18 protein-coding genes are annotated in these 24962 nt (G+C 49.2%); 17 read left to right on the top strand and 1 reads right to left on the bottom strand.

Going from position 1 to position 24962, the window contains the following annotated elements:
- From QUF14_RS09460 to QUF14_RS09400, 13 genes are all read left to right on the top strand, one after another.
- Nucleotides 1-2373 carry a TonB-dependent receptor plug domain-containing protein gene (locus QUF14_RS09460; protein ID WP_000832405.1) on the top strand — a complete coding sequence of 791 codons (2373 nt, stop codon included), beginning with the start codon at nt 1-3 and terminating at the stop codon, nt 2371-2373.
- Between the two features lie 56 nt (nt 2374-2429).
- Complete coding sequence (locus tag QUF14_RS09455) at nt 2430-5210, top strand: M16 family metallopeptidase (RefSeq protein WP_024212129.1); 2781 nt, start codon at nt 2430-2432, stop codon at nt 5208-5210.
- A gap of 360 nt (nt 5211-5570) precedes the next feature.
- The gene (gene gad / locus QUF14_RS09450) at nt 5571-6971 is read left to right on the top strand and encodes a glutamate decarboxylase (protein WP_000358943.1); all 1401 of its coding nucleotides are present in this window, start codon (nt 5571-5573) and stop codon (nt 6969-6971) included.
- 155 nt (nt 6972-7126) lie between these two features.
- Nucleotides 7127-8662: an acid resistance gamma-aminobutyrate antiporter GadC gene (gene gadC / locus QUF14_RS09445; protein WP_000246007.1), complete on the top strand. Its 1536-nt coding sequence runs from the start codon at nt 7127-7129 to the stop codon at nt 8660-8662.
- A gap of 130 nt (nt 8663-8792) precedes the next feature.
- Nucleotides 8793-10112 (top strand): family 10 glycosylhydrolase, encoded by a 1320-nt coding sequence (locus QUF14_RS09440; RefSeq protein ID WP_000350376.1) that lies wholly within the window; start codon nt 8793-8795, stop codon nt 10110-10112.
- Nucleotides 10113-10471: 359 nt separating this feature from the next.
- Nucleotides 10472-11854 (top strand): diguanylate cyclase DosC, encoded by a 1383-nt coding sequence (gene dosC, locus QUF14_RS09435; protein WP_000426274.1) that lies wholly within the window; start codon nt 10472-10474, stop codon nt 11852-11854.
- 24 nt (nt 11855-11878) lie between these two features.
- Complete coding sequence (dosP, locus tag QUF14_RS09430; RefSeq protein ID WP_024211995.1) at nt 11879-14278, top strand: oxygen-sensing cyclic-di-GMP phosphodiesterase DosP; 2400 nt, start codon at nt 11879-11881, stop codon at nt 14276-14278.
- A 257-nt stretch (nt 14279-14535) separates the two neighbouring features.
- Nucleotides 14536-15117, top strand: a complete 582-nt coding sequence (gene ddpX / locus QUF14_RS09425; RefSeq protein ID WP_001285841.1) for a D-alanyl-D-alanine dipeptidase — start codon at nt 14536-14538, stop codon at nt 15115-15117.
- A 13-nt stretch (nt 15118-15130) separates the two neighbouring features.
- Complete coding sequence (locus QUF14_RS09420) at nt 15131-16681, top strand: ABC transporter substrate-binding protein (RefSeq protein ID WP_000830536.1); 1551 nt, start codon at nt 15131-15133, stop codon at nt 16679-16681.
- 1 nt (nt 16682) lies between these two features.
- Nucleotides 16683-17705, top strand: coding sequence for an ABC transporter permease (locus QUF14_RS09415; RefSeq protein ID WP_000145093.1), 1023 nt, complete (start codon nt 16683-16685; stop codon nt 17703-17705).
- Nucleotides 17702-18598 (top strand): D,D-dipeptide ABC transporter permease, encoded by an 897-nt coding sequence (gene ddpC / locus QUF14_RS09410; protein ID WP_000979632.1) that lies wholly within the window; start codon nt 17702-17704, stop codon nt 18596-18598. Before QUF14_RS09415 ends, ddpC begins: the two co-directional genes overlap by 4 nt.
- Nucleotides 18595-19581 carry an ABC transporter ATP-binding protein gene (locus tag QUF14_RS09405; protein ID WP_100733853.1) on the top strand — a complete coding sequence of 329 codons (987 nt, stop codon included), beginning with the start codon at nt 18595-18597 and terminating at the stop codon, nt 19579-19581. The genes ddpC and QUF14_RS09405 overlap by 4 nt, the downstream gene beginning before the upstream one ends.
- The gene (locus QUF14_RS09400; protein ID WP_001285546.1) at nt 19574-20500 is read left to right on the top strand and encodes an oligopeptide/dipeptide ABC transporter ATP-binding protein; all 927 of its coding nucleotides are present in this window, start codon (nt 19574-19576) and stop codon (nt 20498-20500) included. The genes QUF14_RS09405 and QUF14_RS09400 overlap by 8 nt, the downstream gene beginning before the upstream one ends.
- A 55-nt stretch (nt 20501-20555) precedes the next feature.
- On the opposite strand, the gene osmC is transcribed toward QUF14_RS09400, so the two are convergent.
- Nucleotides 20556-20987 (bottom strand): peroxiredoxin OsmC, encoded by a 432-nt coding sequence (osmC, locus tag QUF14_RS09395; RefSeq protein WP_000152305.1) that lies wholly within the window; start codon nt 20985-20987, stop codon nt 20556-20558.
- A 343-nt stretch (nt 20988-21330) separates the two neighbouring features.
- Here osmC and bdm point away from each other — a divergent pair, with 343 nt between their 5' ends.
- From bdm to adhP, 4 genes are all read left to right on the top strand, one after another.
- A complete protein-coding gene (gene bdm, locus QUF14_RS09390) occupies nt 21331-21546 on the top strand; it encodes a biofilm-dependent modulation protein (RefSeq protein WP_000495766.1) in 216 nt (71 codons plus the stop codon).
- Between the two features lie 101 nt (nt 21547-21647).
- Nucleotides 21648-21785, top strand: a complete 138-nt coding sequence (gene sra / locus QUF14_RS09385) for a stationary-phase-induced ribosome-associated protein (protein WP_000841554.1) — start codon at nt 21648-21650, stop codon at nt 21783-21785.
- Between the two features lie 156 nt (nt 21786-21941).
- On the top strand, nt 21942-23639 hold the full coding sequence (gene maeA, locus QUF14_RS09380; protein ID WP_000433464.1) for a malate dehydrogenase: 1698 nt from the start codon (nt 21942-21944) through the stop codon (nt 23637-23639).
- Nucleotides 23640-23773: 134 nt separating this feature from the next.
- Nucleotides 23774-24784 (top strand): alcohol dehydrogenase AdhP, encoded by a 1011-nt coding sequence (gene adhP / locus QUF14_RS09375; protein ID WP_000642407.1) that lies wholly within the window; start codon nt 23774-23776, stop codon nt 24782-24784.
- Nucleotides 24785-24962 lie beyond the last annotated feature (178 nt).

Raw genomic sequence — 24962 nt, 5'->3', positions numbered from 1 at the left:
ATGAAGCGAGTTCTTATTCCTGGCGTCATTTTATGTGGCGCTGATGTGGCGCAGGCTGTCGATGACAAAAATAAGTACATGCCTGTTTTTGAAGAGATGACGGTCTATGCGCCTGTCCCTGTACCCGTAAACGGCAACACGCATTACACTAGTGAAAGCATCGAGCGTTTACCGACCAGGAATGGCAATATCAGCGATCTGCTGAGAACCAACCCTGCGGTACGCATGGATTCAACGCAAAGTACCTCATTGAACCAGGGAGATATTCGCCCGGAGAAAATCTCTATTCACGGTGCGTCGCCCTACCAGAATGCCTATTTGATTGACGGTATTAGTGCAACGAATAACCTGAACCCAGCGAATGAGTCCGATGCCAGTAGTGCAACCAATATTAGCGGGATGTCACAGGGGTATTATCTGGATGTCAGCTTACTGGACAATGTGACGCTTTATGACAGTTTTGTGCCGGTTGAATTTGGCCGCTTCAATGGCGGGGTAATTGATGCAAAGATCAAACGCTTCAACGCTGATGATAGCAGCGTGAAACTGGGTTATCGCACTACGCGTTCGGACTGGTTAACATCGCATATCGATGAGAATAACAAGAGCGCATTTAATCAAGGTTCTTCAGGAAGTACTTATTACTCTCCAGATTTTAAAAAGAACTTTTATACCTTGTCGTTTAATCAGGAACTCGCTGATAACTTTGGCGTTACCGCCGGTTTATCGCGCCGCCAGTCTGATATCATCCGCGCGGATTATGTTTCGAATGACGGCATTGTCGCCGGCAGGGCACAGTATAAAAACGTTATCGATACCGCAGTGAGCAAATTTACCTGGTTTGCCAGCGACCGCTTTACCCACGATTTAACCTTAAAATATACCGGCTCCAGCCGTGATTATAATACCAGCACCTTCCCGGAGTCTGATCGCGAAATGGGTAATAAATCCTATGGTCTGGCATGGGATATGGATACCCAGCTCGCATGGGCCAAACTGCGTACCACCGTTGGTTGGGATCATATTAGTGATTATACCCGTCACGATCATGACATCTGGTACACCGAACTTTCATGTACATATGGTGATATTTCAGGGCGTTGCACCCGTGGCGGATTAGGACACATTTCCCAGGCTGTAGATAATTACACCTTCAAAACACGCCTTGACTGGCAAAAATTCGCCGTGGGTAATGTTTCGCATCAACCCTACTTCGGCGCGGAATACATCTTTTCCGATGCATGGACTGAACGCCATAACCAGTCTGAATCCTATGTGATTAATGCTGCCGGAAAGAAAACTAACCATACCATTTACCATAAAGGTAAAGGCAGCCTGGGAATAGACAATTACACGCTGTATATGGCGGATCGCATTAACTGGCGTAATGTGTCGTTAATGCCCGGCGTGCGGTATGACTATGATAACTATCTGTCAAACCACAATATCTCCCCGCGCTTTATGACGGAATGGGATATTTTTGCTGATCAAACCTCAATGATTACCGCAGGTTATAACCGTTACTATGGCGGGAATATTCTTGATATGGGATTACGTGATATCCGCAATAGCTGGACGGAATCGGTATCAGGCAATAAAACCCTGACGCGTTATCAGGATTTGAAAACGCCTTATAACGATGAACTGGCAATGGGATTGCAGCAAAAAATCGGTAAGAACGTTATTGCGCGCGCAAACTATGTTTACCGTGAAGCGCATGATCAAATCAGCAAAAGCAGTCGTACCGACAGCGCGACTAAAACCACCATTACTGAATATAACAACGACGGTAAAACCAAAACGCATTCGTTCAACCTCAGTTTTGAACTGGCCGAACCCCTGCATATCAGCCAGGTAGATATTAACCCGCAAATTGTCTTTAGCTATATCAAGAGCAAGGGCAACTTGTCGTTAAACAATGGTTATGAGGAGAGCAATACCGGTGATAACCGGGTGGTTTATAACGGTAATCTGGTCTCTTACGATAGCGTTCCAGTGGCGGATTTTAATAATCCACTAAAGATCTCCTTAAACATGGATTTCACGCATCAACCGAGCGGGTTGGTGTGGGCGAATACGCTGACCTGGCAAGAAGCGCGTAAAGCTCGCATTATCCTGGGTAAGACGAATGCGCAATACATCAGCGAATATTCAGATTACAAGCAGTATGTTGACGAAAAACTGGATAGCAGCCTGACCTGGGACACCCGCTTGTCCTGGACGCCACAATTTCTGAAACAACAAAACCTGACGATCAGTGCCGATATTCTCAATGTACTAGATAGCAAAACCGCTGTTGATACAACGAATACCGGCGTGGCGACCTACGCCAGTGGCCGTACTTTCTGGCTTGATGTCAGCATGAAATTTTAATAGTTCGGATTTTACTTAACCGGGTAAATTCGCCCGGTTTTCGCATGGAGATAATTATGAGAAACCTCTGTTTCTTACTGACGTTAGTGGCAACTCTGTTGTTCCCCGGAAGACTGTTAGCTGCCTTACCGCAGGATGAAAAATTAATTACCGGGCAACTGGACAATGGCTTGCGATACATGATTTATCCGCACGCTCAACCAAAGGGTCAGGTAAATTTATGGCTGCAAATTCATACCGGTTCATTGCAGGAAGAAGACAATGAGCGCGGTGTGGCTCATTTTGTTGAGCATATGATGTTTAATGGCACAAAAACATGGCCGGGTAATAAAGTCATCGAAACATTTGAGTCGATGGGCCTGCGTTTTGGTCGCGATGTTAATGCCTATACCAGCTATGACGAAACGGTGTACCAAGTAAGTTTGCCGACTACGCAGAAACAAAATCTGCAACAAGTGATGGCAATCTTCAGTGAATGGAGTAATGCCGCAACCTTTGAGAAACTTGAAGTAGACGCTGAACGCGGCGTAATTACTGAGGAATGGCGTGCACATCAGGATGCGAAATGGCGTACATCTCAGGCGCGCCGCCCTTTTCTTTTGGCAAATACACGTAATTTAGACCGTGAACCTATCGGCCTGATGGATACTGTTGCCACAGTCACACCGGCACAATTGCGCCAATTTTATCAACGCTGGTATCAACCCAATAATATGACCTTTATTGTGGTCGGCGATATCGACAGTAAAGAAGCGCTGGCGCTGATAAAGGATAATTTAAGTAAGCTCCCGGCTAATAAAGCAGCTGAAAATCGCGTCTGGCCGACAAAAGCAGAAAACAATCTACGCTTTAATATTATTAATGATAAAGAAAACCGGGTGAACGGCATTGCACTCTATTATCGCCTGCCACTGGTACAAGTAAACGATGAGCAAAGCTTTATCGAACAAGCGGAATGGAGCATGTTGGTTCAGCTGTTCAATCAACGTCTGCAGGAACGTATACAGTCGGGCGAGTTGAAGACTATTTCTGGTGGCACTGCGCGCAGCGTTAAAATTGCACCCGATTATCAGTCGCTGTTTTTCCGTGTAAATGCACGTGACAATAATATGCAGGATGCTGCGAATGCATTAATGGCAGAGTTGGCAACCCTCGATCAACATGGTTTTTCTGCTGAAGAACTCGACGATGTTAAAACTACCCGCCTAACCTGGCTGAAAAATGCGGTTGATCAGCAAGCTGAACGCGATTTACATATGCTGACCAGTCGCCTGGCGTCCAGCTCGTTAAATAATACGCCGTTCTTGTCGCCGGAAGAGACATACCAACTTTCGAAACGTCTGTGGCCGCAAATTACCGTGCAAAGTCTGGCGGAAAAATGGCAGCAGCTAAGAAAGAACCAGGACGCATTTTGGGAGCAAATGGTGAATAATGAGGTTGCAGCCAACAAAGCATTATCTCCTGCGGCTATCCTGGCGCTGGAAAAAGAGTACGCCAACAAAAAGCTGGCAGCTTACATCTTCCCTGGCAGAAATTTATCGTTAACAGTAGACGCTGACCCACAGGCGGAAATTAGCAGTAAAGAAACGCTGGCTGAGAATCTGACATCATTAACACTTTCTAATGGTGCCAGGGTTATTCTGGCAAAATCAGCGGGTGAAGAGCAAAAGCTACAAATTATTGCCGTATCTAATAAAGGTGATTTAAGTTTCCCTGCGCAGCAAAAATCACTTATCGCGCTGGCAAATAAAGCGGTGAGTGGCAGCGGCGTTGGTGATCTCTCCTCTTCCAGCCTGAAACGCTGGAGTGCGGAAAACTCGGTAACCATGAGCAGCAAAGTCAGTGGGCTGAATACGTTGCTCTCCGTGAGCGCGCGGGCTAATAATCCTGAACCTGGTTTCCAGTTGATTAACCAGCGAATCACTCACAGCACGATTAATGACAATATTTGGGCATCGCTACAAAATGCTCAAATTCAGGCGTTGAAAACGCTCGACCAGCGTCCAGCAGAGAAATTCGCCCAGCAGATGTATGAGAAGCGCTATGCTGATGACCGTACGAAATTACTGCAAGAAAAACAGATTGCACAATTTACTGCCGCAGACGCGCTGGCAGCCGATCGCCAGTTATTTTCATCTCCAGCGGATATCACGTTTGTCGTTGTCGGTAATGTCGCAGAAGACAAACTTCTGCCGTTAATTACGCGTTACTTAGGATCAATAAAACACTCTGATTCGCCATTAGCCGCAGGTAAACCATTAACTCGCGCGACGGACAACGCATCGGTTACAGTAAAAGAACAAAATGAACCTGTGGCACAGGTTTCACAGTGGAATCGTTATGATTCCCGGACACCTGTAAATCTGGAGACGCGTATGGCGCTGGATGCCTTTAACGTTGCCCTGGCTAAAGATCTGCGCATTAATATTCGTGAACAGGCATCTGGGGCATACAGCGTTTCTTCTCGCCTCTCGGTTGATCCTCAGGCCAAAGATATCACCCATTTGCTGGCTTTTACTTGTCAACCAGAACGGCATGAAGAACTGTTAGCGTTAGCGAATGAAGTGATGGTTAAGCGTCTGGCTAAAGGGATCAGAAAGCAAGAACTGAACGAATACCAGCAAAACGTTCAGCGTAGCCTCGATATCCAACAGCGTAGCGTTCAACAATTAGCGAACACCATTGTAAATAGTCTTATTCAATATGACGATCCTGCCGCATGGACTGCGCAGGAGCAATTATTGAAACAAATGACGGTAGATAATGTTAACACTACGGTTAAACAATATCTTTCTCATCCGGTGAATACCTTTACCGGAGTATTACTACCAAAATAATGACGTCCCCCGTCAACATATCGTTGGCGGGGGTTTTAGCAACAGACGTTATTTTATATAATAATTTTATGAATGCGTTCAAAATAACAACCGAGTACTAATAATGATATTTTAAGGGCTAATTTTTATGTGATAATTCACCAGAGTTAGAAAGCGCGTCAAAATAATGACATACAACACCACACTACAATCCATAACACCCTACGCTATTGTTTTTTAACGTAAATATATTTTTCCCATAATATCTCACGATAAATAACATTAGGATTTTGTTATTTAAACACAAGACCTTTGCACTTGCTTACTTTATCGATAAATCCTACTTTTTTAATGCGATCCAATCATTTTAAGGAGTTTAAAATGGATAAGAAGCAAGTAACGGATTTAAGGTCGGAATTACTCGATTCACGTTTTGGCGCTAAGTCTATTTCCACTATTGCAGAATCAAAACGATTTCCGCTGCACGAAATGCGCGATGATGTCGCATTCCAGATTATCAATGATGAGTTATATCTTGATGGCAACGCTCGTCAGAATCTGGCAACGTTCTGCCAGACCTGGGACGACGAAAATGTCCATAAGTTGATGGATTTATCCATTAACAAAAACTGGATCGACAAAGAAGAATATCCGCAATCTGCAGCAATCGATCTGCGTTGCGTAAACATGGTTGCCGATCTGTGGCATGCGCCTGCACCGAAAAATGGTCAGGCCGTTGGCACCAACACCATTGGTTCTTCCGAGGCCTGTATGCTCGGCGGGATGGCGATGAAATGGCGTTGGCGCAAGCGTATGGAAGCTGCAGGTAAGCCGACTAACAAACCGAACCTGGTGTGCGGTCCGGTACAAATCTGCTGGCATAAATTCGCCCGCTACTGGGATGTGGAGTTGCGTGAGATCCCTATGCGCCCCGGTCAGTTGTTTATGGACCCGAAACGCATGATTGAAGCCTGCGACGAAAACACTATCGGCGTGGTGCCGACTTTCGGCGTGACCTACACCGGTAACTATGAGTTCCCGCAACCGCTGCACGATGCACTGGATAAATTCCAGGCCGACACCGGTATCGACATCGACATGCACATCGACGCCGCCAGCGGTGGCTTCCTGGCACCGTTCGTCGCCCCGGATATCGTCTGGGACTTCCGCCTGCCGCGTGTGAAATCGATCAGTGCTTCAGGCCACAAATTCGGTCTGGCTCCGCTGGGCTGCGGCTGGGTTATCTGGCGTGACGAAGAAGCGCTGCCGCAGGAACTGGTATTCAACGTTGACTACCTCGGTGGTCAGATTGGGACTTTCGCCATCAACTTCTCCCGTCCGGCAGGCCAGGTGATTGCACAATACTATGAGTTTCTGCGCCTCGGTCGTGAAGGCTATACCAAAGTACAGAACGCCTCCTACCAAGTCGCGGCCTATCTGGCAGATGAAATCGCCAAACTGGGGCCGTATGAGTTCATCTGTACCGGTCGCCCGGATGAAGGCATCCCGGCGGTTTGCTTCAAACTGAAAGATGGTGAAGATCCGGGATACACCCTGTATGACCTCTCTGAACGCCTGCGTCTGCGCGGCTGGCAGGTTCCGGCCTTCACCCTCGGCGGTGAAGCCACCGACATCGTGGTGATGCGCATTATGTGTCGTCGTGGCTTCGAAATGGACTTTGCTGAACTGTTACTGGAAGACTACAAAGCCTCCCTGAAATACCTCAGCGATCACCCGAAACTGCAGGGTATAGCCCAGCAGAACAGCTTTAAACATACCTGATAACGTTTAACGGTAACGGTGTCCCGAAACGAATCCGTTTCGGGACAATTTCCAAAGTCTGTTCACTGGCATTAGCAACGGAAAATATTGTTCTGAATGTGCTTCAGAACAAAACAGGTGCGGTTCCGACAGGAATACCGTTTTAGGGGGATAATATGGCTACATCAGTACAGACAGGTAAAGCTAAACAGCTCACATTACTCGGATTCTTTGCCATAACGGCGTCGATGGTAATGGCTGTTTATGAATACCCTACCTTCGCAACATCGGGCTTTTCATTAGTCTTCTTCCTGCTTTTAGGCGGGATTTTATGGTTTATTCCCGTGGGGCTTTGTGCTGCGGAAATGGCCACCGTCGACGGCTGGGAAGAAGGTGGTGTCTTCGCCTGGGTATCAAATACTCTGGGGCCGAGATGGGGGTTTGCAGCGATCTCATTTGGCTATCTGCAAATCGCCATCGGTTTTATTCCAATGCTCTATTTCGTGTTAGGGGCACTCTCCTACATCCTGAAATGGCCAGCGTTGAATGAAGACCCCATTACCAAAACTATTGCAGCACTCATCATTCTTTGGGCGCTGGCATTAACACAGTTTGGTGGCACGAAATACACGGCGCGAATTGCTAAAGTTGGCTTCTTCGCCGGTATCCTGTTACCTGCATTTATTTTGATCGCATTAGCGGCTATTTATCTGCACTCCGGTGCTCCCGTTGCTATCGAAATGGATGCGAAAACCTTCTTCCCTGATTTCTCTAAAGTCGGCACCCTGGTTGTGTTTGTTGCCTTCATTTTGAGTTATATGGGGGTAGAAGCTTCCGCAACCCACGTCAATGAAATGCGCAACCCCGGTCGCGATTATCCGCTGGCGATGTTACTGCTGATGGTGGCGGCAATCTGCTTAAGCTCTGTTGGCGGCTTGTCTATTGCGATGGTTATTCCGGGTAATGAAATCAACCTCTCAGCAGGGGTAATGCAAACCTTTACCGTTCTTATGTCCCATGTGGCACCGGAAATTGAGTGGACGGTTCGCGTGATCTCCGCACTGCTGTTGCTGGGTGTTCTGGCGGAAATCGCTTCCTGGATTGTTGGCCCTTCTCGCGGGATGTATGTCACCGCGCAGAAAAACCTGCTGCCAGCGGCGTTCGCTAAAATGAACAAAAATGGCGTACCGGTAACGCTGGTTATTTCGCAGCTGGTGATTACTACTATCGCGTTGATCATCCTCACCAATACTGGTGGCGGTAACAATATGTCCTTCCTGATCGCCCTGGCGCTGACGGTGGTGATTTATCTGTGTGCTTATTTCATGCTGTTTATTGGCTACATTGTGTTGGTTCTTAAACATCCTGACTTAAAACGCACATTTAATATCCCTGGTGGTAAAGGGGTGAAACTGGTCGTGGCAATTGTCGGTCTGCTGACTTCAATTATGGCGTTTATTGTTTCCTTCCTGCCGCCGGATAATATCCAGGGGGACTCTACCGATATGTATGTCGAATTACTGGTCGTTAGTTTCCTGGTGGTACTTGCCCTGCCCTTCATTCTCTATGCTGTTCATGATCGTAAAGGCAAAGCGAATACCGGCGTATCTCTGGAACCAATCAACAGCCAGAACGCTCCGAAAGGTCACTTCTTCCTGCACCCGCGTGCACGTTCACCACACTATATTGTGATGAATGACAAGAAACACTAACCATGTCTGAATGGTTATAAGACAAGGGAGCGATAATTCATCGCTCCCTTTTTCGTGCTCGCTGTCGTATTGACTTAACCGGGATAAGTACGAGAATGAGCGCACATCTGTTTACCGGAAACCAGCATATATGGATATCTGCTCCCGAAACGAGAAATTAGCGATTAGAAGACCAGCGGTACTGGTTGCACTGGCACTTTTACTGTGTAGTTGCAAAAGCACGCCCCCAGAGTCAATGGTGACACCACCAACAGGTTCGAAGCCACCAGCTACGACGCAACAATCGTCACAACCGATGCGTGGCATCTGGCTGGCCACAGTGTCTCGCCTCGACTGGCCACCGGTTTCCTCGGTTAACATTAGTAACCCCACCAGCCGTGCACGTGTACAACAACAGGCGATGATCGACAAACTGGATCATCTGCAACGTCTCGGTATAAACACGGTCTTTTTCCAGGTCAAGCCGGACGGTACCGCACTATGGCCATCGAAAATTTTGCCGTGGTCCGATCTTATGACCGGTAAGATTGGCGAAAACCCGGGTTACGATCCGTTGCAATTTATGCTCGACGAAGCCCACAAGCGTGGGATGAAAGTACACGCCTGGTTTAACCCTTACCGCGTATCGGTTAATACAAAGCCTGGTACTATCAGGGAACTGAATAGCACTCTGTCTCAACAACCAGCGAGCGTCTATGTGCAACACCGCGACTGGATCAGAACGTCCGGCGATCGCTTTGTCCTCGACCCAGGCATCCCTGAGGTTCAGGACTGGATCACATCAATAGTCGCGGAAGTGGTTTCCCGCTATCCGGTAGATGGCGTGCAGTTTGACGACTATTTCTATACTGAGTCACCAGCTTCACGGCTAAATGATAACGAAACGTACCGCAAATACGGAGGCGCATTTGCGTCAAAAGCAGACTGGCGGCGCAACAATACCCAGCAGTTAATTGCGAAGGTTTCGCACACCATTAAAAGCATTAAGCCGGAAGTCGAATTTGGCGTTAGCCCGGCAGGCGTGTGGCGTAACCGATCACACGATCCGCTCGGTTCCGATACCCGAGGCGCGGCAGCCTATGACGAATCCTATGCTGACACCCGTCGATGGGTGGAACAAGGATTGCTGGATTACATTGCTCCCCAAATTTACTGGCCGTTCTCACGGAGTGCCGCACGTTATGACGTTTTGGCAAAATGGTGGGCGGATGTCGTTAAACCGACCAGGACCCGCCTGTATATCGGTATCGCCTTCTATAAAGTGGGTGAACCTTCAAATATAGAGCCAGACTGGATGATTAACGGTGGCGTACCGGAACTGAAAAAGCAGCTCGATCTTAACGATGCTGTACCAGAAATCAGCGGCACAATCTTGTTCCGTGAGGACTATCTGAACAAACCTCAGACTCAACAAGCGGTCAGCTATTTGCAAAGTCGTTGGGGCAGTTAAACTTGTAACATGGCCGGTGCTTTACTCACCGGCTTGTTATCCTCTTGAAATATCCCACTAATAATCATGCTTATTTAAGCCAAATTAACCACGCAATTAACCACTCTTAGTTTAATGGCCATAAAACCCCTAATAAAAATGTATGAATATGAAAACCCTACGGTATCCGCTGTTTCCGAAAAATAATTACGATGGGCTATACTCTTCTGAAGAACAGTAGCGTAGATTGAAACTGTCCTAAGTCGCTTATTTGTTTTCAGTATATCTTCATATTTCAGGAGAATATGGTGCAGTTAGTCGATCCCGCACGTTTCGTTTTTGATTCCGTCTGCTTTCCCAGCCTTATAAGGGTGTGAATTATGGAGATGTATTTTAAAAGAATGAAAGATGAGTGGACCGGACTTGTCGAACAGGCAGATCCGCTCATTCGTGCCAAAGCCGCGGAAATTGCCGTTGCGCATGCCCATTACCTGAGCATTGAGTTTTATCGGATTGTCCGTATTGACCCGCATGCCGAAGAATTCTTGAGTAATGAACAAGTTGAGCGGCAGCTGAAAAGTGCGATGGAACGCTGGATTATTAATGTGCTTTCTGCCCAGGTTGACGATGTTGAAAGGCTAATACAAATCCAGCATACCGTCGCAGAAGTGCATGCCCGCATCGGCATTCCAGTAGAAATTGTCGAGATGGGGTTTCGGGTGCTGAAAAAAATCCTCTATCCGGTGATTTTCTCTTCGGATTATTCTGCCGCAGAAAAACTTCAGGTCTACCATTTCTCGATTAACAGTATTGATATCGCGATGGAAGTCATGACCCGCGCGTTTACCTTTAGTGACAGTAGTGCCTCAAAAGAAGATGAAAACTATCGTATCTTCTCGTTACTGGAAAACGCCGAAGAAGAAAAAGAACGCCAAATAGCCTCAATCCTTTCATGGGAAATTGACATTATCTATAAAGTTCTGCTGGATTCTGATTTAGGCAGTAGTTTGCCTTTAAGCCAGGCTGATTTTGGCCTGTGGTTTAACCATAAAGGTCGACATTATTTTAGCGGCATTGCCGAAGTGGGTCATATCTCCCGCCTGATTCAGGATTTCGACGGTATTTTTAATCAAACCATACGTAATACAAAAAATTTGAGCAACAAAACTCTGCGGGTGAGATTTTTATTACAGATAAGAAATACCGTATCGCAAATTATTACCTTGCTGCGTGAATTATTTGAAGAAGTATCTCGCCACGAAGTGGGTATGGATGTACTGACAAAATTACTTAACCGCCGCTTCCTGCCGACCATCTTTAAACGCGAAATTGCCCATGCCAACCGGACCGGAACCCCCCTGTCAGTGCTGATTATTGACGTTGATAAATTCAAAGAGATCAACGATACGTGGGGCCATAACACCGGTGATGAAATTTTGCGTAAAGTTTCTCAGGCCTTTTACGACAACGTCCGCAGTAGTGATTATGTTTTTCGTTACGGGGGAGATGAATTTATCATTGTCCTGACTGAAGCTTCTGAAAACGAAACGTTACGTACTGCAGAACGTATTCGCAGTCGGGTGGAGAAAACCAAACTGAAAGCCGCAAACGGCGAAGATATTGCCCTCTCACTTTCCATCGGTGCCGCCATGTTTAATGGTCATCCTGACTATGAGCGCCTCATTCAAATAGCCGATGAAGCTCTGTATATCGCCAAAAGACGAGGTAGAAACCGTGTTGAACTCTGGAAAGCCAGTCTTTAGATGCGCCAGGATGCAGAGGTAATCATGAAGCTAACCGATGCGGATAATGCCGCCGATGGCATTTTTTTCCCCGCCCTTGAGCAAAATATGATGGGCGCGGTGTTAATTAACGAAAATGATGAAGTGATGTTTTTCAACCCCGCCGCAGAGAAGCTCTGGGGATACAAACGTGAAGAAGTCATTGGCAATAACATTGATATGCTGATTCCGCGGGATTTGCGTCCTGCGCATCCTGAATATATCCGTCACAACCGTGAAGGCGGTAAAGCGCGCGTCGAGGGGATGAGTCGGGAGCTGCAGCTGGAGAAAAAAGACGGCAGTAAAATCTGGACCCGTTTTGCGCTATCGAAAGTGAGCGCCGAGGGTAAAATTTATTACCTGGCGCTGGTACGGGATGCCAGCGTAGAAATGGCGCAAAAAGAACAGACCCGACAATTGATTATTGCTGTTGACCATCTCGACCGACCGGTGATTGTCCTCGATCCGGAACGCCATATTGTGCAGTGCAATCGCGCATTTACCGAAATGTTTGGTTACTGCATTAGCGAAGCCAGCGGTATGCAGCCCGATACACTCCTGAACATTCCAGAATTCCCTGCTGATAACCGCATTCGTTTACAACAGTTGCTATGGAAAACCGCCCGCGATCAGGACGAATTTCTGCTGTTGACGCGCACCGGTGAAAAAATCTGGATTAAAGCCTCTATCAGCCCGGTCTATGATGTGCTCGCGCATCTGCAGAACCTGGTAATGACTTTCTCGGATATCACCGAAGAACGGCAAATCCGCCAGCTTGAAGGCAATATTCTCGCCGCCATGTGCAGCAGCCCGCCATTTCATGAAATGGGGGAAATCATTTGTCGTAACATCGAATCTGTTCTCAACGAATCGCATGTTTCGCTGTTCGCGCTGCGCAACGGGATGCCGATACACTGGGCGTCATCTTCGCACGGTACAGAAGTTCAAAATGCGCAAAGCTGGTCAGCGACCATTCGTCAGCGTGATGGCGCACCGGCGGGGATCCTGCAAATTAAAACCTCGTCAGGAGCAGAAACCAGCGCCTTTATCGAACGCGTGGCAGATATCAGCCAGCATATGGCCGCGCTGGCGCTGGAACAGGAAAAAAGCCGTCAGCATATTGAACAACTCATCCAATTTGATCCGATGACCGGTCTGCCAAATCGCAATAACCTGCACAATTACCTCGATGACCTGGTCGACAAAGCCGTCTCTCCGGTGGTCTATCTCATCGGTGTTGACCATATTCAGGATGTGATTGATAGCCTTGGCTATGCGTGGGCCGATCAGGCATTGCTGGAAGTGGTCAATCGCTTTCGTGAAAAACTCAAACCGGATCAGTATCTCTGTCGTATCGAAGGTACGCAGTTTGTCCTCGTGAGCCTGGAAAACGACGTCAGTAACATTACCCAAATCGCCGATGAGCTACGGAATGTGGTCAGCAAGCCGATAATGATTGACGATAAACCATTCCCGCTCACCTTGAGCATTGGCATCAGCTACGACGTGGGTAAAAACCGCGATTACCTGCTCTCCACTGCCCATAACGCGATGGATTATATTCGCAAGAATGGCGGTAACGGCTGGCAGTTCTTCAGCCCGGTGATGAACGAAATGGTGAAAGAACGATTGATATTAGGCGCAGCGCTGAAAGAAGCGATTAGCAATAACCAACTGAAACTGGTTTACCAACCGCAAATCTTCGCAGAAACGGGTGAACTGTATGGTATCGAAGCCCTTGCTCGCTGGCACGATCCTCTGCATGGTCATGTGCCCCCTTCACGGTTTATTCCTCTCGCAGAAGAGATTGGCGAAATCGAAAATATTGGGCGCTGGGTCATCGCGGAAGCTTGCCGTCAGTTAGCAGAATGGCGTAGCCAGAATATTCATATTCCAGCGTTATCCGTTAACTTGTCTGCGCTGCACTTCCGCAGTAATCAGCTTCCTAATCAGGTGTCTGATGCAATGCAAGTCTGGGGCATTGACGGCCACCAGCTAACGGTGGAAATCACCGAAAGCATGATGATGGAACACGATACCGAAATTTTTAAGCGCATCCAGATCCTGCGCGATATGGGCGTGGGTTTATCGGTAGATGATTTTGGTACGGGTTTTTCCGGGTTATCCCGCTTAGTCAGTCTTCCGGTAACGGAAATCAAAATTGACAAAAGTTTTGTTGATCGTTGTCTGACTGAAAAACGCATCCTTGCCTTACTTGAAGCTATTACCAGCATTGGGCAAAGCCTCAATTTAACCGTCGTAGCGGAAGGCGTCGAAACCAAAGAGCAATTTGAGATGCTACGCAAGATTCACTGTCGCGTTATTCAGGGATATTTCTTTTCCCGCCCCCTGCCCGCCGAAGAAATTCCAGGCTGGATGAGTAGCGTGTTACCGCTGAAAATCTGACAAATCCCTCTCGCCCGCACTCGCGGGTTTTCATTTAACGTGACACTGTCACTTAAATACTGTGATTTCAGCTACGATTCCGGGAGATTCCTTCCTTAACTTCCCCTCTTGCACCAAAACTGCACTACGCTGCACAAATGTTGATCAAAAGTTAAAAAATATAACTTTAAGTCAGCATTCTGGCGCTTATCCCGGCATGGCATGAGATCTGCATAAGCGGAAAGCGCAGCAATTTTTGTCTTATACAGGAACCGTTTATGTCGGATACCACCGAACTGGTTGATTTAGCCGTGATCTTCCCTGATCTGGAGATCGAATTGAAATACGCCTGCGCTGATAACATCACAGGTAAAGCTATTTATCAGCAAGCGCGTTGTCTGTTACACAAGGATGCGATTACCGCGCTGGCGAAAAGTATCAGTATCGCCCAGCTGTCAGGCTTACAACTGGTGATTTACGATGCGTATCGCCCACAACAAGCACAGGCGATGTTGTGGCAAACCTGCCCAGACCCGCAATATGTCGTTGATGTGGCGGTCGGTTCTAATCACAGCCGTGGCACCGCGATCGACCTGACGCTTCGTGATGAGCACGGGAACATCCTCGATATGGGCGCAGAGTTCGATGAAATGCACGAACGTTCCCATGCTTACCATCCTTCCGTCCCGCCCGCTGCTCAGCGCAATCGCCTGTTGCTGAATGCGATTATGACTGGCGGTGGCTTTGTCGGTATCCCGAGCGAATGGTGGCACTTTGAATTACCCCAGGCAGCGAGTTACCCGCTACTCGCTGATCAATTCACCTGTTTTATATCCCCTGGCACACAGCACGCCAGTTAATCAGGAAACTGTTATGAAGAGATCGATTTCGTTTCGTCCTACATTGCTCGCGATCGTCCTTGCCACAACAATGCCGGTTGCGCACGCCGCCGTACCGAAAGATATGCTGGTGATCGGTAAAGCTGCCGACCCACAAACCCTCGACCCGGCGGTAACAATTGATAATAACGACTGGACAGTGACCTACCCGTCTTATCAGCGACTGGTTCAGTACAAAACGGACGGTGATAAAGGCTCAACAGACGTTGAAGGCGATCTGGCGAGTAGCTGGAAAGCGTCTGACGATCAAAAAGAGTGGACGTTCACCCTGAAGGACAATGCTAAATTTGCCGATGGCACACCCGTCACTGCCGAAGCAGTAAAACTCTCTTTTGAGCGGTTACTAAAAATCGGTCAGGGGCCAGCAGAAGCATTTCCCAAAGATTTAAAGATTGATGCTCCCGACGAACATACGGTGAGGTTTACCCTTAGCCAGCCATTCGCACCGTTCCTCTACACGCTGGCGAATGACGGTGCATCCATTATCAATCCGGCGGTCTTAAAAGAACATGCGGCCGATGATGCCCGTGGTTTCCTCGCGCAAAATACCGCTGGCTCCGGACCGTTTATGCTGAAAAGCTGGCAAAAAGGTCAGCAATTAGTTCTGGTGCCAAATCCGCATTACCCCGGCAATAAACCGAACTTCAAACGGGTATCGGTAAAAATTATCGGTGAAAGTGCCTCCCGTCGCCTGCAGCTCTCCCGTGGCGACATTGACATTGCCGATGCGCTGCCGGTGGATCAACTCAACGCCCTGAAGCAGGAAAACAAAGTCAACGTAGCAGAGTATCCGTCACTGCGCGTCACCTATCTGTATCTCAATAACAGCAAAGCGCCACTTAATCAGGCGGATCTGCGTCGGGCCATTTCCTGGTCTACCGATTATCAGGGTATGGTTAACGGCATTCTGAGTGGTAACGGAAAACAAATGCGCGGCCCGATTCCGGAAGGCATGTGGGGATACGATGCGACGGCAATGCAATACAACCATGACGAAACGAAAGCCAAAGCCGAATGGGATAAAGTGACGAGCAAACCCACCAGCCTGACGTTTCTCTACTCCGATAACGACCCGAACTGGGAACCTATTGCTCTGGCAACACAATCCAGCCTCAACAAGCTGGGCATCAATGTGAAGCTGGAAAAGCTGGCGAACGCCACCATGCGCGACAGAGTGGGTAAAGGTGATTACGACATCGCGATTGGCAACTGGAGTCCGGATTTTGCCGACCCGTATATGTTTATGAATTACTGGTTTGAGTCAGACAAAAAAGGTCTGCCGGGTAACCGCTCGTTCTATGAAAACAGTGAGGTCGATAAGCTACTGCGCAATGCGCTAGCGACCACCGACCAGACGCAGCGAACCCGGGACTACCAGCAGGCACAGAAAATCGTCATTGATGACGCTGCTTATGTGTATCTGTTCCAGAAAAACTACCAACTGGCGATGAACAAAGAGGTGAAAGGCTTTGTGTTCAATCCCATGCTGGAACAGGTCTTCAATATCAATACCATGAGTAAATAACGTGACCTTCTGGAGTATTTTACGCCAACGCTGCTGGGGGCTGGTGCTCGTGGTGGCGGGCGTCTGCGTGATTACGTTTATTATCTCGCACCTGATCCCCGGCGACCCGGCGCGGTTACTGGCGGGTGACCGCGCCAGCGATGCTATCGTGGATAATATTCGCCAGCAACTGGGACTGGACCAGCCACTGTACGTACAGTTTTACCGCTACGTCAGCGACCTGTTTCAGGGTGACCTGGGAACATCCATTCGTACCGGGCGTCCGGTGCTGGAAGAGTTGCGCATATTTTTCCCGGCGACGCTGGAACTGGCATTTTGCGCCCTGCTGCTGGCACTCCTGGTTGGTATCCCGCTGGGCATACTCTCTGCAGTCTGGCGAAATCGCTGGCTGGATCATCTGGTGCGAATAATGGCCATTACCGGAATCTCCACACCTGCGTTCTGGCTTGGGCTGGGCGTCATTGTGCTGTTTTATGGTCATCTGCAAATTCTTCCCGGCGGCGGAAGGCTTGATGACTGGCTGGATCCACCAACGCACGTTACCGGCTTTTATCTGCTCGATGCGCTGCTTGAAGGCAACGGTGAAGTCTTCTTCAATGCGCTGCAACATCTCATCTTACCGGCATTAACGCTGGCGTTCGTTCACCTAGGGATTGTCGCTCGCCAGATCCGCTCAGCTATGCTGGAACAATTGAGTGAAGACTACATTCGTACCGCCCGGGCCAGCGGCTTGCCCGGCTGGTATATCGTTTTATGTTATGCGCTACCCAATGCGTTGATCCCCTCGATTACCGTATTGGGGCTGGCGCTGGGCGATTTGTTGTATGGCGCAGTGCTCACCGAAACCGTTTTTGCCTGGCCCGGAATGGGTGCATGGGTAGTAACATCAATACAGGCGCTCGACTTCCCGGCAGTGATGGGCTTTGCCGTCGTGGTTTCATTTGCTTATGTGCTGGTCAACCTGGTGGTGGATTTGCTCTATTTGTGGATTGATCCGCGCATCGGACGTGGAGGTGATGAATGATGCTAAGCGAGGAAACGTCCGTCGTACGCCCACCAAAACAAACGCGATTTAACGGTGCAAAACTGGTATGGATGCTGAAAGGCAGTCCGCTCACCGTGACCGGCGCAGTCATCATTGTATTAATGCTACTGATGATGATTTTTTCACCGTGGCTGGCGACGCATGATCCCAACGCCATTGATTTAACTGCCCGCCTTTTGCCGCCTTCTGCGGCGCACTGGTTTGGCACCGATGAAGTGGGACGCGATCTGTTTAGCCGCGTACTGGTCGGCAGTCAGCAATCAATTCTCGCCGGATTAGTGGTGGTCGCCATTGCGGGTATCATGGGTTCGCTACTCGGGTGTCTATCCGGTGTGCTTGGCGGACGCGCAGACGCGATCATCATGCGCATCATGGACATTATGCTGTCGATTCCTTCGCTGGTGCTGACTATGGCGCTGGCTGCCGCACTTGGACCGAGCTTGTTTAACGCCATGCTGGCGATTGCTATCGTGCGAATCCCGTTTTATGTGCGCCTGGCGCGGGGGCAAACATTAGTTGTCCGCCAGTACACTTACGTTCAGGCGGCGAAAACCTTTGGTGCGTCACGCTGGCATCTGATCAACTGGCATATTTTACGTAACTCCCTGCCGCCGCTGATTGTGCAGGCATCGCTGGATATTGGTAGCGCGATTTTAATGGCCGCCACGTTGGGATTTATTGGCCTGGGTGCTCAACAACCGAGTGCTGAATGGGGGGCGATGGTGGCGAATGGTCGCAACTATGTGCTCGATCAATGGTGGTATTGCGCATTTCCGGGGGCAGCGATTTTGCTTACCGCCGTCGGGTTCAATCTCTTTGGTGATGGTATTCGCGATCTGCTTGACCCAAAAGCAGGAGGAAAGCAGTCATGACCCAACCCGTTCTGGACATTCAACAGCTGCATTTGAGTTTCTCCGGTTTTAACGGCGACGTTCACGCGCTCAACAATGTGTCATTGAAAATCAACCGCGGTGAAATTGTCGGTCTGGTGGGAGAATCCGGCTCGGGTAAATCAGTCACTGCAATGTTGATTATGCGTCTGTTACCGACGGGCAGTTATTGCGTACATCGGGGACATATTTCACTGCTGGGAGAAGATGCTCTTAACGCTCGGGAAAAACAGCTTCGTCAGTGGCGCGGAGCACGAGTGGCGATGATCTTTCAGGAACCGATGACCGCCCTAAATCCGACACGTCGAATAGGTCTTCAGATGATGGACGTGATCCGCCATCATCAACCAATAAGTCGTCGGGAAGCCAGAGCTAAAGCGATTGCCCTGCTGGAAGAGATGCAAATCCCGGATGCCGTGGAAGTTATGTCGCGCTATCCGTTTGAGCTTTCAGGTGGTATGCGCCAGCGGGTAATGATTGCGCTGGCATTCTCCTGCGAGCCGCAATTGATTATTGCCGACGAACCGACTACGGCGCTGGACGTCACGGTACAGTTGCAGGTACTGCGTCTGCTTAAACATAAAGCCCGCGCCAGTGGAACTGCGGTACTGTTCATCAGCCATGATATGGCCGTGGTGTCGCAACTGTGCGATAGCGTTTACGTGATATATGCCGGAAGCATGATCGAGAGCGGCATGACGGCAGACGTTATCCATCATCCCCGGCATCCGTATACCATTGGTTTGCTGCAATGCGCACCGGAACATGGAATACCACGCCAGCCATTACCCGCCATTCCAGGGACGGTACCAAACCTCACCCATTTGCCTGACGGCTGCGCTTTTCGCGATCGTTGCTATGCGGCAGGTACACAGTGTGAAAACGTCCCGGCGCTGACAGCGTGTGGTGACAACAACCACCGCTGCGCCTGTTGGTATCCTCAGCAGGAGGTCATTAGTGTCTGACACGTTATTAACGTTACGCGACGTCCATATCAATTTCCCGGCCCGAAAAAACTGGCTTGGTAAAACTACGGAACATGTTCATGCCATCAATGGTATTGATTTACAGATCCGTCGTGGTGAAACCTTAGGGATCGTCGGTGAGTCAGGCTGCGGCAAAAGCACCCTCGCACAGCTTTTAATGGGTATGCTGCAACCGAGCCACGGGCAGTACATCCGTTCAGGATCACAACGCATTATGCAGATGGTGTTTCAGGACCCGCTCTCTTCGCTTAATCCGCGCTTACCGGTGTGGCGCATCATCACGGAACCGCTCTGGATTGCTAAGCGTAGTAGTGAACAACAGCGGCGAGCGTTGGCAGAGGAGCTGGCTGTGCAGGTGGGTATTCGTCCGGAGTATCTCGACCGCTTGCCTCATGCGTTCTCAGGCGGGCAGCGGCAACGTATCGCCATTGCCAGAGCACTCTCTTCGCAGCCTGACGTGATTGTGCTTGATGAGCCCACCTCGGCGCTGGATATCTCCGTCCAGGCGCAGATCCTCAATTTACTGGTAACGCTACAGGAAAATCGCGAGCTGACTTATGTGCTGATTTCACACAATGTCTCGGTGATTCGTCATATGAGCGATCGGGTAGCGGTGATGTATCTCGGGCAGATTGTAGAACTGGGCGACGCGCAGCAGGTGCTCTCTACTCCGGCACATCCATACACCCGATTATTGCTGGATTCCCTGCCCGCCATTGATAAACCGCTGGAGGAAGAATGGGCATTGCGTAAAACGGAACTACCAGGAAACCGCACGTTGCCACAAGGCTGTTTTTTCCGTGAACGTTGCCCTCTGGCAACCCACGGATGTGAAGTCCGGCAATCATTAACAATAAGGGAGGACGGACGTGAGATCCGGTGCTGTCGGGCGCTGTAGAGACACTAACAACGCATCAGGCAATCACGCGCCTGACGCGTCATCCGGCAACGCTTTACGATTTCAACTGGTAATCCAGCGTAATTTCCGCTTTCAGTACCTGAGAAACCGGGCATCCTGCTTTTGCTTTCTGGATAATGCCGTCAAAGGTAGAGGCATCAATACCCGGCACGGCAACTTCGCTCTTCAGGGCGATTTTAGTAATCGCAAACCCGGCATCCACTTTATCCAGCGACACATCGGCGGTGGTATCAATCGATGTTGGCGTGAATCCCGCTTCCCCCAGCATTAATGAAAGCGCCATTGAGAAACATGCTGCATGCGCCGCGCCAATCAGTTCTTCAGGGTTAGTTCCTTTTTCGCCTTCAAAACGCGTATTAAATCCATACGGCTGTTGGTTCAGCACGCCGCTCTCGGTGGATACGGTTCCCTTCCCGCGTTTGATATCGCCTTCCCAGTGTGCCTGACCTTTCTTATGGATTGTCATTGTTGCTCTCCTGTGGGCTTAAAAAGGAAATTATAGACTACGTGAGAAACAGCATGAGGATAAGCGGGATATTCCGAATAGAATCCGGCGAAAATATTATCTATGTACTTAAATAAAATTCCCACAATAGATAACCGGGAATATATAACTCAAGAGATATTGCATCAATATCAATCAACTCACACCAATAATATTCCCATTAATATCATGGAGTTAAAATATAAAATTCATCAACTAGGACTAATCTTAACAACGAAGCGGCAAATATTTGCCATGCTGAATGTGCTTTATAAATCTGCGATCCGTAGCAGACACCATAAATACACAGACACGGAGAATCACTATGTTTACTTATTATCAGGCAGAAAATTCAACAGCAGAACCCGCTCTGGTTAATGCCATTGAGCAAGGCCTTCGGGCAGAGCACGGTGTTGTCACTGAAGATGACATTCTCATGGAGCTGACCAAATGGGTGGAAGCTTCTGATAACGACATCCTCAGTGATATCTACCAGCAAACGATCAATTATGTGGTCAGTGGCCAGCACCCTACGCTTTAAGGTGCTATGCTTGATCGGCAACCTAATTTAGGGGTTTAGCACGTGTTTCTTCGCTACGGCGATGTTGTCCTTAAAACTAGCAACAGGATTGAGGAGTTAAAATGAAATCGAACCGTCAGGCACGTCATATTCTTGGACTGGACCATAAAATTTCTAACCAGCGCAAAATAGTTACCGAAGGTGACAAATCCAGCGTGGTAAATAACCCAACCGGCAGAAAACGCCCCGCTGAAAAGTAATCTTTAACAATCAGTCCTCAATGACGATTAAACACCATTGCCTGCGCAATGGTGTTTTTGTTTTTAACTGCTTTATACTTGGAGCCGACGCCCTGGCGGTAAAGCAAAGACGATAAAAGCACCCCAGGGATGGATATTCAAAAAAGAGTGAGTGACATGGAACCAAAAACAAAAAAACAGCGTTCGCTTTATATTCCTTACGCTGGCCCTGTACTGCTGGAATTTCCGTTGTTGAATAAAGGCAGCGCCTTCAGCATGGAAGAACGCCGTAACTTCAACCTGCTGGGGTTACTGCCGGAAGTGGTCGAAACCATCGAAGAACAAGCGGAACGCGCATGGATCCAGTATCAGGGATTCAAAACCGAAATCGACAAGCACATCTACCTGCGTAACATCCAGGACACTAACGAAACCCTCTTCTACCGTCTGGTAAACAATCATCTTGATGAGATGATGCCTGTTATTTATACCCCAACCGTCGGCGCAGCCTGTGAACGTTTCTCCGAGATCTACCGTCGTTCTCGCGGCGTATTTATCTCATACCAGAACCGCCACAATATGGACGATATTCTGCAAAACGTACCGAACCATAATATTAAAGTGATTGTGGTGACGGACGGCGAACGTATTCTGGGGCTTGGTGACCAGGGCATCGGTGGGATGGGTATTCCGATCGGTAAACTGTCGCTCTATACCGCCTGCGGCGGCATCAGCCCGGCGTATACACTGCCGGTGGTGCTGGATGTCGGGACGAACAACCAGCAGTTGCTTAACGACCCGCTGTATATGGGCTGGCGTAATCCACGTATCACTGACGACGAATACTATGAATTCGTTGATGAATTTATCCAGGCTGTGAAACAACGCTGGCCGGACGTGCTGTTGCAGTTTGAAGATTTTGCACAGAAAAACGCGATGCCGTTGCTTAACCGCTATCGCAATGAAATTTGTTCTTTTAACGATGATATTCAGGGCACCGCGGCGGTAACAGTCGGCACACTGATCGCAGCCAGCCGTGCGGCGGGCGGTCAGTTAAGCGAGAAAAAAATCGTCTTCCTCGGCGCAGGTTCAGCAGGATGCGGCATTGCGGAGATGATCATCGCCCAGACCCAGCGTGAAGGATTAAGCGAAGAAGCGGCGCGGCAGAAAGTCTTTATGGTCGATCGCTTTGGTCTGCTGACCGACAAGATGCCGAACCTGCTGCCTTTCCAGACCAAACTGGTGCAGAAGCGCGAAAATCTCAGTGACTGGGATACTGACAGCGATGTGCTGTCATTGCTTGATGTGGTGCGCAATGTCAAACCGGATATTCTGATTGGCGTCTCAGGACAGACCGGGCTGTTTACGGAAGAGATCATCCGTGAGATGCACAAACACTGTCCGCGTCCGATCGTGATGCCGCTGTCTAACCCGACTTCACGTGTGGAAGCCACACCGCAGGACATTATCGCCTGGACCGAAGGTAACGCGCTGGTCGCCACCGGCAGTCCGTTTAATCCGGTGGTATGGAAAGATAAAATCTACCCTATCGCGCAATGCAACAACGCTTTTATCTTCCCGGGCATTGGGCTGGGCGTTATTGCTTCCGGCGCGTCACGTATCACCGATGAGATGCTGATGTCGGCAAGCGAAACGCTTGCTCAGTATTCGCCGCTGGTACTGAACGGCGAAGGTCTGGTACTGCCGGAACTGAAAGATATTCAGAAAGTGTCCCGCGCAATTGCGTTTGCGGTTGGCAAAATGGCGCAGCAGCAAGGCGTGGCGGTGAAAACGTCTGCCGAAGCTCTGCAACAGGCCATTGATGATAACTTCTGGCAAGCCGAATACCGCGACTACCGCCGTACATCCATCTAAGCCTGCGCCCGGTAGTGACTGCTACCGGGCAATTTTCCTCTTCCTTTTTCAGATCTCATCCATACTGGGTAGTGGCGAATAAATCTCATTTGCCTCACCTGCTATGCAGAACATCATCCGAAAAGGAGGAAACTATGAAGGCTGCAGTTGTTACGAAGGATCATCATGTTGACGTTACGGATAAAACACTGCGCTCACTGAAACATGGCGAAGCCCTGCTGAAAATGGAGTGTTGTGGCGTATGTCATACCGATCTTCATGTTAAGAATGGCGATTTTGGTGATAAAACCGGCGTGATTCTGGGCCATGAAGGCATCGGTGTGGTGGCAGAAGTTGGCCCCGGCGTTACCTCATTAAAACCAGGCGATCGCGCCAGCGTGGCATGGTTTTACGAAGGATGCGGTCATTGCGAATACTGTAACAGCGGTAACGAAACGCTCTGCCGTTCAGTAAAAAATGCCGGATACAGCGTTGATGGCGGGATGGCGGAAGAGTGCATCGTGGTCGCCGATTACGCGGTTAAAGTGCCGGATGGCCTGGACTCCGCGGCGGCCAGCAGCATTACCTGCGCGGGTGTCACCACCTACAAAGCAGTAAAACTGTCAAAAATTCGTCCAGGACAGTGGATTGCTATCTACGGTCTTGGCGGTCTGGGCAACCTCGCACTGCAATACGCGAAAAATGTCTTTAATGCCAAAGTGATCGCCATTGATGTCAATGATGAGCAGTTGAAACTGGCAACCGAAATGGGTGCTGATTTAGCGATTAACTCACGCACCGAAGACGCCGCCAAAATTGTGCAGGAGAAAACTGGTGGCGCTCACGCTGCGGTGGTAACAGCGGTAGCTAAAGCTGCGTTTAACTCGGCAGTTGATGCTGTCCGTGCTGGCGGTCGTGTTGTGGCAGTCGGTCTGCCGCCGGAGTCTATGAGCCTGGATATCCCACGCCTTGTGCTGGATGGTATTGAAGTGGTCGGTTCGCTGGTCGGCACGCGCCAGGATCTCACCGAAGCCTTCCAGTTTGCCGCCGAAGGCAAAGTGGTGCCGAAAGTCGCCCTGCGTCCGTTAGCGGACATCAACACCATCTTTACTGAGATGGAAGAAGGCAAAATCCGTGGCCGTATGGTGATTGATTTCCGTCGCTAAGAGGCCCTTGCTGCGACTGCCATGTTTGAGTCGCAGCCTGTTTTGCGAGACGCTTTCCGCAATTTCACTCTTCTTCTTTTCCTCCCCCATCTTTCCCCTCACAATTCGCGAAAACGTAGCGAAATTTGTTGCGCTGCACGGAACAATAGTGATAGTGTTCCTTTCGAGGGAACAAGGA

This window comes from Escherichia sp. HH091_1A, assembly GCF_030295175.1.
GTDB classification, from domain to species: domain Bacteria; phylum Pseudomonadota; class Gammaproteobacteria; order Enterobacterales; family Enterobacteriaceae; genus Escherichia; species Escherichia coli_F.
The sequence above is the reverse complement of the archived record's forward strand: the minus strand, read 5'-3'. Positions and strand labels throughout refer to the sequence as shown.